Origin of the sequence: Streptomyces triticagri (assembly GCF_003429565.1) — a bacterium.
In the GTDB taxonomy this organism is placed as follows: Bacteria; Actinomycetota; Actinomycetes; order Streptomycetales; family Streptomycetaceae; genus Streptomyces; species Streptomyces triticagri.
Window position 1 is genome coordinate 18,290 of the sequence record NZ_QUAK01000021.1, and the last position, 11,669, is coordinate 29,958.

Sequence of the window (11,669 nt, forward strand, 5' to 3'; positions counted from 1 at the left end):
GGAGCAGCCATGACCTCTCCGCACCGTCCCGCCCGGCTCACCGCGTCCGGCGCACAGCGCGCCGGTGGCGCGGGCGAGCTCGCCGGCCGCACCGTCTCCCGCGTCGGCTTCGGCGCGATGCAGCTCGAGCGGCTGCGCGACGACCGCAAGGCCGCCGTCGCGCTGCTCCGCCACTGCATCGACCTGGGCGTCGACCACATCGACACCGCCCACTTCTACGGCCACGGCTTCGTCAACGAGGTGATCCGCGAAGCCGTACGCCCCGAGGACGACGTGATCGTCGTCAGCAAGGTCGGCGCCGAGCCCGACCCCGACGGCCCGCTCCCCCTCCGTCTCGCCCAGCGCCCCGAGCAGCTGCGGGCGGCCGTCGAGGACAATCTGTCGAGCCTGGGCGTCGACCGGATCCCGCTGGTCAACCTCCGCCGTACGGACATCGGTCCGGGCCTGCGCGCCGAGGGCGACCAGATCGTCGACCTGGACGACCAGCTCGCGGTCATGACCACCCTGCGCGACGAGGGCAAGATCGGCGCGATCGGTCTGAGCAGCGTCTCCCCCGACGTGTTCCGCCGCGCACTGCCCGCCGGCATCGCCTGCGTACAGAACTCCTACAGCCTGCTCGACCGCGGCGGCGAGGACCTGCTCCTGCTGTGCCTGCAGGAGGGCATCGCCTGGGTGCCGTACTTCCCGCTGGGCGGCTCCTTCCCGGGCATGCCCAAGGTCACCGAGGAGCCCGCGGTGACCGCCACCGCGCGCGACCTGGGCGCCACGCCCGCCCAGATCGGCCTGGCCTGGCTGCTCCACCACGCCCCGAACATCCTCCTGATCCCCGGCACCGCGAACCCCGACCACCTGGCGGCCAACATCGCGGCCGGCACCCTCACCCTCGACACCACGACCCTGAGCACCCTGGACGCGATCCCACCCCGCACGGGCGACATCGAACTCGACTGACGCCGGCACGCCCGTACGCTGCGAGACCCCGGAGTGGTCGCTGCAATGCCATTCCGGGTACCCGCCGCGCAAGGTCGACTTTCACGATGTCGCGCAACTGTGCGCCGAGTTCGGGCTGGCGACCCCCGAGGCCTACCGTGCGGGCGGTGCCGCCGGGGAGGACGTCGAGGGTGTGCGGAGAGGTGGTTGAGGCCGTTCGACGGGACCGGACGAGTGGCGACCGGCTTCGCCGCTACCCGGCCGTGCCGTCCTCGACCAGGGACTTGGCGAACCAGTGGTCCGCTCGGCCGTGGCCCTCGTACGGCGGGATCTCCTCGTAGGCGTGCGCCGCGTACAGCGCCCGGGCCTCGGTGAGTTGGGTGTTCGTCTCGCACACCATGCGCGTGGCGCCCAGCTCGCGCGCCGCGGCCTCCGCCGCCACGAGCAGCCCCCGTCCGAGCCCCGTACCGCGCCCGGCAGGCCGTACGAACATCCGCTTGAGCTCGGCCGCCCCCGGGACCTCGGGCAACAGCCGTACGCCGACACAGCCCAGGAACGCACCCGTACCGTCGCGCGCCACGAGGAACGCACCGCCCGGCGGGGCGAGATCGCGGTGCGGGTCGCGCTCCAGCGCCTGCCGCAGCTCGGCCTCCACGGCCGACCGCCCCATCACCCGCTCGGCCATCTCGCCGAAGTACTGCCACATCACGTCACCGATCTCCGGTCCGGTGACGGGCTCCTGCTCGATGGTCCACGTGGGCATGCCCACCATGGTCGGAGACCGCACGGTTGCGTGTCCATACGCGCGGGCGTCACGGCCGGGCCGCCCTTCGGACTGGGCCGAAACGGATGGCGCGGCGGCGCTCGGGGCCGATACCGGTGGGGAGTTGAGTACCGGTCTGCGATTCGAGGGGGACGACATGGCGAGGACGGCGATGACTGCGAGGACGACAAGTACGGCGAGGACGGCGAGGACGGCGAGGTCGGCGGTCAAGAAGACGGTGGCGCGTGCCGCGGCCGTGGCACTGCTGGCGACCGCGGGGGCCGCACTGAGCACCGCGACCGCGGCGGCGGGCGACGGCCACGGCGCACCCACCGGCGGCATCGCGCCGAAGATGCTGGCGCATATCGAGCCGATGGGCGCGACGGGCGACAACCACGGCTCGCCCACCGGGACCTCGCTCGCCTCCGCGGGCGAGGACATCGGCAAGGCCCTCTCGCCCCTCGGCGACGACCACGGCGCGCCCGGCAGCGCCGGCATCGCCCCGTTGGCCGACGACATGGCCGAGAAGTGACATGGCCGAGAAGTAGGGACCGGCGGCCTCTCGGCTCCGCCCGTACCCGCGCCGGGCGGAGCCGAGAGAGGTGAGCGACGGCTACGGCTCCACGGGAGCCGACGTCTCGTACACGATCCCCTGGGACTGGACGCCTTCCGTCGAGGAGGAGAACACCGTGTTGCCCTCGTAGGTGAAGGTGACCCAGAACCGGGAGTCGTCCTCGACGCGGTTCGGTGTCGCGTCGCACTGGAAGCGGCCGAGCGCGTCGGTGGTCGCGTTGCACTCTGCGCGGTTGCCCGAGTCGTTGGTGTCCACCACCTCGACCTTGACGGGTGCGCTCGGGACGCCCACCGCGTTCCCCACGTTCTCGACGAGGCCGCCGGAGGTGTGGACAGCGGACGAGAAGCGGTTGCTGGTGGCCTGGAGTTCGGTGAGCCGGGTCGGGACCAGGCCGGCCGCCGCCGCGGCCTGCGCCTTCGCGGCGGTCGCGTCGGACGGTGTCGCCGACGAGGCCCCCACTGCGGACTGTGCCCAGAAGACACCGCCCGCGAGAGTGGCGGCGGCGACGGGAGCTGCGATCAAGGCGATGCGCTTCATGTGATGTTCCTGTTTCGCTCGTGACGATGTGCCATCGGCGCGGAGCGGTGTCGGTCGGCACTCCACACCCCTCTGGGAACGTAACGGGACATCAAGGACACGGCTCGTCGGATGCCCGGCCTGGTAGGCCGATCGAGAGACAGCCGCGCCGCGGCCGGCCGGTGGAGCCGGTTCGCCGGAAGCGGGAGCTCAGGGCCGGGGCCCGCTGGCATAGGAACAACAGGAACACGGATCCATGAAGGCATTCTGGTGGGCCTTGACCTTGGCCCTGGCCGTGGTCGGGGCGGGGGCTGCGGTCGCGTTGCTGGTGTGGGTGTCGGCCGCTGACCTGGAGACGTCCAGTCAGGTGTGGGGCGTGGTCGGATCCGCGGCCGGGATCGGTGGGTTGGGGGTGGCGCTGGCGCAGTTGAGGGCATCGAGTACGGGTACAGGTGCAGATGCAGTTACGGGTACGGGTACGGGTCGAGTACGGGTACGGATCCCGCGCCCACCGGTCCGTCGGTGCGGGCGGGCGCCGGGTCGAGCGCCGCCGAGGAGGGAGAAGCCCTCTAGCCCCGCGGGTCCGGGGTCGTCTCGACGTGGTCGGCCACGGCGACCAGGAGCACCCGGGTGGCGGGAGCGGTGGCCCTCCAGCGGTGGCGGACGCCGCCGGTGAGGTAGAGGGTGTCGCCTCGGGTCAGGCGGTAGGTGCGGCCGCCCGCCTCGACCTCCGCCGAGCCGTCGGCCACGTACATCAACTCGTCGTTGCGGTGCCGGAATTCGCGGGCGGCATCGTGGTCGCCGGTGAACTCGAGGGCGTGCAGCTGGTGATGGCCACGCACCAGCGGGCGCACCCGCGCCTCGTCCGATGCGTCCAAGGCGGAGGCGGCCGCCGCCCGTACGACATCCACTTCGCGGGGCGGCTCGGCCGCGGCGAGGAGTTGGACGGCAGTCGTACCGAGGGCGTCCGCGATGAGTTGGAGGGAGCGCATGCTCGGGCGGGCGCGGTCGTTCTCGATCTGGCTGAGGAAGGGAGCCGAGAGGCCCGAGCGGGTCGCGACCTCCGCCAGGGTGAGATCGAGCGACCGGCGCCGCCGGCGAATGCCGGCGCCCACGCGGGGGCCTCCGCTCTCCTCGTCGCCCATCTCCGAACTCCCTCCGTCGCGCCGGCGTCCTCGGCAGGTGCAGCCTACGCACCGCAGTTCACGGCTCGTTCACGGCGTCACGCGCGGCTTCGTACGGCTGCGCACGACTTCGTACGGCTGCAATGGCGCTGTCACAAACACTCTCTAGGTTCTAACTCAATTGTCAGAATCAAAGAAATTTTGACGCTGACGCATCGACGATCTGAGGGACCACACAAGCCATGCCACCCATCGACCAGAACTCCCGCCGCCGCCGAGGCACCGGCCTCATCGCACTCGACGAAGCGGCCGCCTTCCCCGGCCACACCCTCTACGCCCCGCTCACCGGCTCCGGCGAGGTCTACCTCGTCGACCTGCACGGCCGCAGCGTGCACGAGTGGCGGCTCCCGTACCGCCCGGGCCGGCACGCCCGCATACTCCCAGGCGGGAACCTCGCCTACAACGGCGTCCTGCCCGGCGGACCGGCCCTTTTCCCCATGTGGCACAAGTACCGCGGCGGCATCATGCTGCAGGCCGCCCCGGACGGCACCGTGCTGCGCGAGCACCGCGACCCGCTGCAGCACCACGACGCGAACCACCTCGACGACGGCCGCATCCTCTACGCCGCCCTCGAACCCCTCACGGGCCCGGACGCAGCCGCGGTACGCGGCGGAGTGCCGGGATCGGAGGCCGACGGGGGCCACGGCTCCGGGCACAGCCCCGGCACCGTATGGGCCGACACCATCAGGGAGGTCGACGCCGACGGCCGCCTCACCTGGTCCTGGCGCGCCGCCGAGCACCTCGACCGGGACGCCTTCCCGCTGCACTCCCACTATGCCCGCGAACACTGGCCGTTGATCAACTCGGTGGCGGAACTGGCCGACGGCAACATCGTGGCGTCCCTGCGCAGTTCCTCCGCAGTCATCGTGATCAGCCGCGCCACGGGCGAAGTGCTCTGGCGCACCGACCCGGGCACGGTCTCCCAGCAGCACCACCCGACCGAGCTGCCCGACGGCCGCCTCCTCGTCTTCGACAACGGCGTCTTCCGCCCGAATGCCGTCGTCTCCGACGTCCCGTACTCGCGCGTCATCGAGATCGAGCGGCCGAGCGGCAAGGTGGTGTGGGAGTACCACGACCCGGCGCGCGAGGCGTTCTTCGCGCCGTTCATGGGCTCCGCCCAGCGGCTGCCGAACGGCAACACCCTGGTCACCGACTCCCCCGCGGGCCGGCTCTTCGAGGTGACCGCGGACGGCTATCTGTGCTGGGAGTACGTGGTCCCGCACTTCGCGCCGTACCGGGAGAGCGAGGTCCGGTCGCTGTTCCCGTCCGAGCCCAACGCCGTCTTCCGAGCCTACCGTTACGCGCCCGAGGAGCTCCCGTGGCTGTGAGCGCGCGCCGCCGGGGTCCGGAGCCGACCGCCCGCGTCCCTCAGCCGACCGACCCCGTGGACGAGCAGATCCCGCTCCTCCGCCTCGCACCCCTCGCCGTCCAGCACCTCCTCGCAATGATCGCGGCGCCGATCTCGACCGTCTTCCTCACCGCCACCGCCCTGCACCTCTCCCCCGCCCGCACCGCCTCGCTCCTCAGCGCCGTCCTCGTACTCTGCGGCCTCGGGGCACTGCTCCAGTCCCTCGGGCGGTACGGCTTCGGGGCCAGGTTGCCGTTCGTGATGCTGCCGGGCGGGGCCGCGGCAGCGCTGTTCCTGGGGATCGCCCAAGACCATGGTCCGGCCGTGGCGAGCGGTTCCGTACTGCTCGCCGCCCTGCTGCTCCTCGCGGTGACACCGCTCTACGCCCGGGTCGTACGGCTCTTCCCACCGCTCGTCATGGGCGTGACCGTACTGCTCATAGGCATCGCGATGGTGCGGGTGGCGGCGCAGTTGATCACCGGTGAGGACGGACAGCCGGGGCGCGCCGCCGTCACGCTCGCCGGGGTCACCATCGGCGCGACCTTCGCCGCCTTCCTACTGCTGCGCGGGGTCTGGCGGCAGACGGCGGTGCTGATCGGCATGGCCGTCGGGACGCTGCTCGCGGTGACGACCGGGCTCGGGGAGTTCGCTCCTGCGGAGGGTTCGGGGATGGCGCTGCCGGACCCGTTCCCGTACGGCGCACCGCAGTTCGACGTCCTCGCCGCCCTGCCGCTGCTGATCTTCAGTCTCTCCACGCTCGCGGAGATCACCGGGCAGACGGTGCTGAACAGCGAGACGGTCGGCCGGCAGCCGCGCCCGGAACGCGATGTGCCGCGGGTGGCGCGGGCGGACGCGGCGGTGTCGCTGCTCGGCGGCGCTTTCGGCACCTCGCTGATGGTCACCAGCTCCGAGAACGTCGGCATCACCAAACTCACCGGCGTACGCAGCCGTTACGTGACCGCGGCGGCGGGCGTCCTGCTCCTCACCGCCGGCCTCCTCGCACCGCTCTCCCGCCTGCTCGCCGGCATCCCGGCCCCGGTGGTCGGCGGCGCGGGCCTGGTCGTCTACGCGCTGATCGCCGCGATGGGCGCGGACATGCTCTCCCGCAGCAACCTCGCCGACCGCGGCCACGCGATGGTCGCCGCCCTCGCCCTCGCGATCGGCCTGGCCCCGGTGGTCACCCCAGGCCTCTACGACGCTTTCCCGGGCTGGGTCCGCACGATCCTCGGCAGCGGGGTGGTGGCGGGGACGCTGACTGCGGTGGTATTGCATGCGGTGCTGCGGGTGGGGGCGACACGGGACTCGCGCCGCATGGTGCGGTGACTTCGACGGGCAGGTCCGACGAGTCCTGAGGGCCGGTGGAGTCCAACTCGTCAGTGGACGCCCGTGGAAGGCGAACCGTCGCTATGTGAGGAGTGCCGTGATCATCGTTGCCGGGAAGTTGTGGGTGGGGGACGGGGAGCGGGACGCCTAGCTGGAGGGGTGCGCGGAGGTCGTGGCGCAGGCACGGGCGGCGGACGGGTGCCTGGACTTCGCGCTGTCGGCCGACCTGCTCGATCCGGACCGCATCAACGTGTACGAGCGGTGGGAGAGCGACGAGACGCTCGCGCGCTTCCGGGGTGCGGGGCCGACGGGCGATCAGGCCGCGAAGATTCGGGACGCGGAGGTGAGCAAGTATCGGATCAGTGGGGTTGAGGCGCCGTAGGAGAGGGCTCCGTAGGAGAAGGCTCTGCAGGAGAGCGGCGATCGCTTGGGCGGGGGCGCTGGTCGTCGTGTCGGTGGCTGCAGGCGGCTGTTCACCGGGTTCGTCCTCGTCCCCCTCCTCCTCGGAGAGCCGGGCAGGGGCGGGGAGTTGCGCGGAGACCGCACCCGTGCCCTCCGGCTCAGTGCCCGCCGTCGTGCGTGACTTCGACGCGAAGAGGAAGTGGTACGGCTCCGATGGGCTGTGGGTGGCCGAACCCGGGCTTCTCGACCCCGCGGACGGCGGGGGCGCCGACAAGGACGCGTACCGCACGAAGTACGCGTCGATCACCCTCGACGGGCAGGGCCGGGCGACGGACGAGCGGGGAGCTCCGCGCGTCGAGGCCGAGCGGCTCGGGGGCGGCGGGTCCGATTCCGTACGCGGCAGCACCGGCGGGTTCGCCACCGGCGACGGCGGCCGCCAGTGGTGGCCGACGATCATCCAGTTCCCCGGCCCCGGCTGCTGGCGGGTGACCGAGACGCTGGGCGCCACGGAGGTCCGCTTCACGGTGCACGTACCCGAGGCGTGAGTCGTGAAGTCGTGACCGACGAACCCTACGATCCGGCGATCTCCTGCCGGAGCTGGACGGTGAAGCGGCGCAGGAGGTCCATCGTCTCCCGGAACTCGGCCCGGCGGTCGTCCCTGCCCTCGGTGGGCCGGGTGCTCCAGACCCGACGCGCGAGAGCATTCGCGAGATCGACGGTGTCGCCGGCACAGAGCAAGTAGAGGGCTGAGCGCGCCTCCTGCATCCGGTTCGCCAACTCGTTGGCTCCGGGACCATCGTCACTCAGCCGTGTGTCCTTCAGATGGTCCAGCAGCTGAACCACGGCCGTGTTGAAGTTGATCCCGGCCTTGAGCTTCTGTTCGCGGAGCCACATACGGTCCTGCCGGCGCGCGGTGAACCACGAACCGAACACCACCCCCATGAGGCCGATCGCGGCCCCGATGGCCACGGACAGGATGTTCTCCACGGTCAACTCCCCCGACGTATGGCGCCGCCAGGGTACCTAGGGGGCGGGGTGAGAGGGAGCTGGAGCAAAAGTTCAAGTTGAAGTTCAAGTTCAAGTTCAAGTTCGAGTTCAGAATTCAAGGCGGGCCGCAACGCATGGCAGGGCAAGGGCTGCTGCGCGCCGCCCACACCGCCCACACCCGCATCCACCGCGTGCACCGCATGCAAGCCAAGCCGGACTGCACCTGCTGCTGAACTCCCCGGCGGCCTCTCTACTCCGTGACGAACGGTGCGTGGCCGATCGGGAGTTCACTCACCTGGAGATCGGAGAAGAGCAAGGTCAAGTTGTGCGCGTTGGTTTCGATGCGCACGGTGTGAAAGTCGATGCCGAGGGCCTTCGACCAGCGGCGAGCCGCCTCGGACTCGGGTAGAAGCCGGGCCCCCGGGTAGAGGCCGTGCCACTTCACGCCCCAGACGTAACCGTCGAGATCGACCCCGGTTTCATGGTCGATGAGCCGGTCGTCCAGCGAGATCCGCCAGGTCTCCGCGGGCACCGACGTCTCACACCGGGCCTCGACGCAGTACCGGAAGAGGTACCGCAGATGGGACGGCGCGATCCCGGTACGGGGATCTGCTGTCGCGTAGACGATGACCTCGTAGTCGCGCATGTAGTCGGTGTAACCGTGGTACACGACGGCCTGATCGAAGACCTCGTCCAACATCTGCTCGAGCTCAACAGCATCCATACCGCCCCTTCTACCCCACGCGGAAGGCCGCTGCTCACAGCGAGCTCACCGTTGGACGTCGACGATCCGGTAACCGCGCTCGGCGAGGGAGGTCAGGAGGTCGTCGGGGCGGATTCCCTTGGCCTGGGCGGTGCCGAGGAAGCGGAGGTCGTATCCGTAGAACTGCAGCGTGCACCAGGTCCATGTGATGCCGCCGGGGAGGCTCACCCCGCCGTACTGCGGGACGATCGCGGCGATACGGGAGGCCGGCAGGTCCAGGGAGCCGTAGACGCGGTCGCGCGTGCGGATCCGGTCCGGGGTGATGTGCCAGCGCGCCGGCGGGAGGAGCAGGGCCCGGTAGAGCCAACCCGCTGCCCAGGCCGCCAGGATGAAGGACAGCGCGAAGAGCGCTGCGTCGGCCGACCATGGGGCGGCTCCGTCGGGAAGCCGCTCCGTACGGCCGATGAACCACGAACAGGCGTAGTACGCGCTGATCAGCCGGACCGCGAGAGCGAGGGCCTGCCAGATACGCGGGCGGCCACGCCACGTGACGGGCTTGGCGGTCCACGCGGGTGCCGGCCCTTCGGCGGCCGCCTCGAGGAGCGCTGCCTCGCGCACGTCGAAGACGTAGTGCCATTCCTCGTCCAGCGGCCCGCCGGGTTCTTCAACTACACGCACTGGCATCCCGAGGCGACGGGTCGCGAGGACGAACGGGAACATCTGGATACGCATGTCGTCGACGCCCGCCACACAGAGTCTGTCGACCTCGACAGGCGCGTCGCGAGCATTGTCCGACTTGTACAACTGGAGCTCATAGCCCTGCAGTTGGAACGGCTGCTCGCGGGAGAATGCGTGGCGCGCAACCACTTGGCCGTACTCGAGCTGCTGCAACTCGCCGGGGTGAAGCCGCCATGTGGTGGCGCGCCGGCGGCGAGACGCGCGGCGGCAACCAATCCATATCGCGCCCAGGACTCCGATGGCGATGACCACCCGCAGGCTCGTACGCACGGGCATGAGCCAAGCGAGCAGGCCGGCGATAAAGGCCGCGGTCGCGGGCAGCGGTATCGGCGCGAAATACGGGGCGAGCGGATTGCTCTCCAGCACCGCCGAGGCTTCGCTCAGGCGCTTGGGCGTCGACGCCCGGGACCGCGTACGGTCGCCGTCCGCCGGTTTATTGGGCTCCATTACCGGTCACCCTTACTGGCTCGTAGTTGCCTTCCGGTTTCATTCGGCCTCCGTTATTGGGTGATACAGCACGAGGCGATATCAGATGACGTATGTGGCGAACCCAGGGCGAATCGGAGGGAAATCGGCGGGGAAGACTGGGAATCGGGTCCGACCCGCGAGCACTGCAGTCAGAAAATCCGACAGCCCACCGCCGAAAGGGAACCAATCTGGGGCACGGGCGTCCTTGACGAGGACCGTCCAATTATTGGGGGACTCCATGTCACGGCAATGCCAGAAGAGAGAGTCACCATTCTCGTCGCGCCCAAAGGTAACAATTTCGGCCGGCCGGTCGAGTTTGTAGGGAATTTCTTCACCGGCGGCCGCCAGCTCCTTAAGCGCCGTCAATTCATCCTCGACCTGCTGTGCGAGATCGAGCTGGGGCCACGGAGAATCAGGCTGATAGATGTGCAGAAAATCACCGAACACTCCCGGGCCGTACCGTTCGGTGATCTCCTTATAGTCATCCGGGAGACGGCGGCCGAGTTCAGATTCCACTCCTCGCCAGTCGCGGACCTCCGATTCCCTATTCGGCGGTGGGATCGCTTGCGCGAGACGCTTCACGGACATTGCGCACTCCTACTCCACTGCGAATATAAAGCAATCCAGCGAGAGGGAACCCGCTCCTCCGTACGGACTACTCGCGATGCACCGACAGCTTCCCACGGAAGTCAACGACAGTGACGCCCTTACGGCGTGTACGGGAGCTCCTGGCCTGCTCGCAAGCACGCTTCCTCGTATACGGCAACCATATCTTCGAGCGAGTTCCGCACTTCGTTCATCGCATATGTCGCTTCGTCAAGGTTGCCGCGTGAGAGTTCGGCGCCGAGCTCAGACACCGCCAACTGCAGGAGTTTGAGGGAGTCACCCTGGATCGCCAAGGCAGGAAACGCTCTCCCTGGGATTCTGATCGTGGTGTAATTTCCTGACTGCATCATGATCTCGGGCGTTTCCATACGGGTCATTTCCATCCCCTTGGAAAGAAGGTAATGAACGGGAATTCAGTAATGAGTGGCCCTGGGAAGATGTCCTGGCGTTGCCCCCTTCCGAGAGTTACATCGGCACGCGGTATTGAACTTGCCACCGAATGCCTAGTCCTGCTATTTATACCTTCGATTACGTAATCCCAGTCCGACAGGGCATGAGCTTCTCCCGTTGCTCTGCTGCCAACCACTGAAATCGGTCGACCTATTCGGTCGGCAGCATTTTGTATTCTGGCACGCTCAGAGCCTGACAAATTCCTCAAGTCTGCACCAGGCCCCACCGCAGGGCATGGTGCGAGTCCGAGTGGGTCGGTTTGGGTGTGGGGGTTGGTGACGTAGGTGGTGGGGTTGGGGGATGGGGTGAGGCCGAGGGGGTCGGGGGTGAGGTAGTGGGCTGTGGTGGGGTCGTAGTGGCGGTGGTGGTTGTAGTGGAGGGTGGTTTCGGGGTCGGCGTATTGGCCGGGGTGGCGGAGGGGGGTGTAGGCGGTGGAGGTGGGGGCCAGGTGGTGTGGCCCCAGAGGGTGGTGGTGGCGTGCCAGAGAGGGGTGCCGGTTTCGTTGAGGAGGTGGGTGGGGGTGCCGATTTGGTCGGTGACGAGGNCCAGGTGGTGTGGCCCCAGAGGGTGGTGGTGGCGTGCCAGAGAGGGGTGCCGGTTTCGTTGAGGAGGTGGGTGGGGGTGCCGATTTGGTCGGTGACGAGGGCGTAGAAGCGTTCGTCGATGGTGGTTTGGGG

The 11,669-nt window shown here is 69.2% G+C and carries 15 protein-coding genes and 1 pseudogene; 7 read left to right on the forward strand and 9 right to left on the reverse strand.

The features are described 5' to 3' along the window. Positions 1–9: 9 nt before the first annotated feature. A complete protein-coding gene (locus tag DY218_RS04175; protein ID WP_128554528.1) occupies positions 10–951 on the forward strand; it encodes an aldo/keto reductase in 942 nt (313 codons plus the stop codon). A gap of 232 nt (positions 952–1,183) precedes the next feature. Here the strand turns inward: DY218_RS04175 and DY218_RS04180 are convergent, their stop codons facing one another. Beyond that, the gene (locus tag DY218_RS04180; RefSeq protein WP_233521351.1) at positions 1,184–1,693 is read right to left on the reverse strand and encodes a GNAT family N-acetyltransferase; all 510 of its coding nucleotides are present in this window, start codon (positions 1,691–1,693) and stop codon (positions 1,184–1,186) included. A gap of 172 nt (positions 1,694–1,865) precedes the next feature. On the opposite strand from DY218_RS04180, the gene DY218_RS04185 reads away from it, so the two are divergent. Beyond that, the gene (locus DY218_RS04185) at positions 1,866–2,225 is read left to right on the forward strand and encodes a hypothetical protein (RefSeq protein WP_128554530.1); all 360 of its coding nucleotides are present in this window, start codon (positions 1,866–1,868) and stop codon (positions 2,223–2,225) included. A gap of 81 nt (positions 2,226–2,306) precedes the next feature. On the opposite strand, the gene DY218_RS04190 is transcribed toward DY218_RS04185, so the two are convergent. Together DY218_RS04190 and DY218_RS04195 are read right to left on the reverse strand one after the other, a co-directional pair. Continuing rightward, the gene (locus DY218_RS04190) at positions 2,307–2,804 is read right to left on the reverse strand and encodes a hypothetical protein (RefSeq protein ID WP_128554531.1); all 498 of its coding nucleotides are present in this window, start codon (positions 2,802–2,804) and stop codon (positions 2,307–2,309) included. A 548-nt stretch (positions 2,805–3,352) separates the two neighbouring features. Next, positions 3,353–3,928, reverse strand: a complete 576-nt coding sequence (locus tag DY218_RS04195; protein ID WP_128554532.1) for a helix-turn-helix domain-containing protein — start codon at positions 3,926–3,928, stop codon at positions 3,353–3,355. Positions 3,929–4,149: 221 nt separating this feature from the next. On the opposite strand from DY218_RS04195, the gene DY218_RS04200 reads away from it, so the two are divergent. The 4 genes from DY218_RS04200 (at position 4,150) to DY218_RS04215 (ending at position 7,585) form a co-directional block, all read left to right on the forward strand. Further along, complete coding sequence (locus DY218_RS04200; RefSeq protein WP_128554533.1) at positions 4,150–5,295, forward strand: aryl-sulfate sulfotransferase; 1,146 nt, start codon at positions 4,150–4,152, stop codon at positions 5,293–5,295. Beyond that, entirely contained in the window at positions 5,286–6,638 is a 1,353-nt protein-coding gene (locus DY218_RS04205; protein WP_233521352.1) for a uracil-xanthine permease family protein, read from the forward strand. The genes DY218_RS04200 and DY218_RS04205 overlap by 10 nt, the downstream gene beginning before the upstream one ends. Positions 6,639–6,810: 172 nt before the next feature. Further along, a complete protein-coding gene (locus DY218_RS04210; RefSeq protein ID WP_233521353.1) occupies positions 6,811–7,020 on the forward strand; it encodes a putative quinol monooxygenase in 210 nt (69 codons plus the stop codon). Positions 7,021–7,201: 181 nt separating this feature from the next. Next, complete coding sequence (locus tag DY218_RS04215; RefSeq protein ID WP_158573970.1) at positions 7,202–7,585, forward strand: hypothetical protein; 384 nt, start codon at positions 7,202–7,204, stop codon at positions 7,583–7,585. Between the two features lie 25 nt (positions 7,586–7,610). On the opposite strand, the gene DY218_RS04220 is transcribed toward DY218_RS04215, so the two are convergent. Beyond that, positions 7,611–8,027 carry a hypothetical protein gene (locus tag DY218_RS04220; protein ID WP_128554535.1) on the reverse strand — a complete coding sequence of 139 codons (417 nt, stop codon included), beginning with the start codon at positions 8,025–8,027 and terminating at the stop codon, positions 7,611–7,613. Between the two features lie 77 nt (positions 8,028–8,104). Here DY218_RS04220 and DY218_RS34115 point away from each other — a divergent pair, with 77 nt between their 5' ends. Next, the gene (locus DY218_RS34115) at positions 8,105–8,260 is read left to right on the forward strand and encodes a hypothetical protein (RefSeq protein ID WP_158573972.1); all 156 of its coding nucleotides are present in this window, start codon (positions 8,105–8,107) and stop codon (positions 8,258–8,260) included. 17 nt (positions 8,261–8,277) lie between these two features. Here the strand turns inward: DY218_RS34115 and DY218_RS04225 are convergent, their stop codons facing one another. The 5 genes and pseudogenes from DY218_RS04225 to DY218_RS34815 form a co-directional block, all read right to left on the reverse strand. After that, positions 8,278–8,751 (reverse strand): YxiG-like protein, encoded by a 474-nt coding sequence (locus tag DY218_RS04225; RefSeq protein WP_128554536.1) that lies wholly within the window; start codon positions 8,749–8,751, stop codon positions 8,278–8,280. A 45-nt stretch (positions 8,752–8,796) separates the two neighbouring features. After that, positions 8,797–9,915 (reverse strand): hypothetical protein, encoded by a 1,119-nt coding sequence (locus DY218_RS04230; RefSeq protein WP_128554537.1) that lies wholly within the window; start codon positions 9,913–9,915, stop codon positions 8,797–8,799. 81 nt (positions 9,916–9,996) lie between these two features. Further along, on the reverse strand, positions 9,997–10,524 hold the full coding sequence (locus tag DY218_RS04235) for an SMI1/KNR4 family protein (protein WP_128554538.1): 528 nt from the start codon (positions 10,522–10,524) through the stop codon (positions 9,997–9,999). A gap of 119 nt (positions 10,525–10,643) precedes the next feature. Continuing rightward, the gene (locus tag DY218_RS04240; protein ID WP_128554539.1) at positions 10,644–10,919 is read right to left on the reverse strand and encodes a DUF6959 family protein; all 276 of its coding nucleotides are present in this window, start codon (positions 10,917–10,919) and stop codon (positions 10,644–10,646) included. Positions 10,920–11,224: 305 nt separating this feature from the next. Further along, a pseudogene (locus DY218_RS34815) lies at positions 11,225–11,536 on the reverse strand (RHS repeat-associated core domain-containing protein); the annotation flags it as partial. Positions 11,537–11,669: the final 133 nt, after the last annotated feature.

Excerpts from the sequence above, each read along its gene's own strand:
- DY218_RS04175 (WP_128554528.1), top strand. The coding sequence starts at position 10 with ATGACCTCTCCGCACCGTCCCGCCCGGCTCACCGCGTCCGGCGCACAG.
- DY218_RS04180 (WP_233521351.1), bottom strand. The coding sequence starts at position 1,693 with ATGCCCACGTGGACCATCGAGCAGGAGCCCGTCACCGGACCGGAGATC.
- DY218_RS04185 (WP_128554530.1), top strand. The coding sequence starts at position 1,866 with ATGACTGCGAGGACGACAAGTACGGCGAGGACGGCGAGGACGGCGAGG.
- DY218_RS04190 (WP_128554531.1), bottom strand. The coding sequence starts at position 2,804 with ATGAAGCGCATCGCCTTGATCGCAGCTCCCGTCGCCGCCGCCACTCTC.
- DY218_RS04195 (WP_128554532.1), bottom strand. The coding sequence starts at position 3,928 with ATGGGCGACGAGGAGAGCGGAGGCCCCCGCGTGGGCGCCGGCATTCGC.
- DY218_RS04200 (WP_128554533.1), top strand. The coding sequence starts at position 4,150 with ATGCCACCCATCGACCAGAACTCCCGCCGCCGCCGAGGCACCGGCCTC.
- DY218_RS04225 (WP_128554536.1), bottom strand. The coding sequence starts at position 8,751 with ATGGATGCTGTTGAGCTCGAGCAGATGTTGGACGAGGTCTTCGATCAG.
- DY218_RS04230 (WP_128554537.1), bottom strand. The coding sequence starts at position 9,915 with ATGGAGCCCAATAAACCGGCGGACGGCGACCGTACGCGGTCCCGGGCG.
- DY218_RS04235 (WP_128554538.1), bottom strand. The coding sequence starts at position 10,524 with ATGTCCGTGAAGCGTCTCGCGCAAGCGATCCCACCGCCGAATAGGGAA.
- DY218_RS04240 (WP_128554539.1), bottom strand. The coding sequence starts at position 10,919 with ATGACCCGTATGGAAACGCCCGAGATCATGATGCAGTCAGGAAATTAC.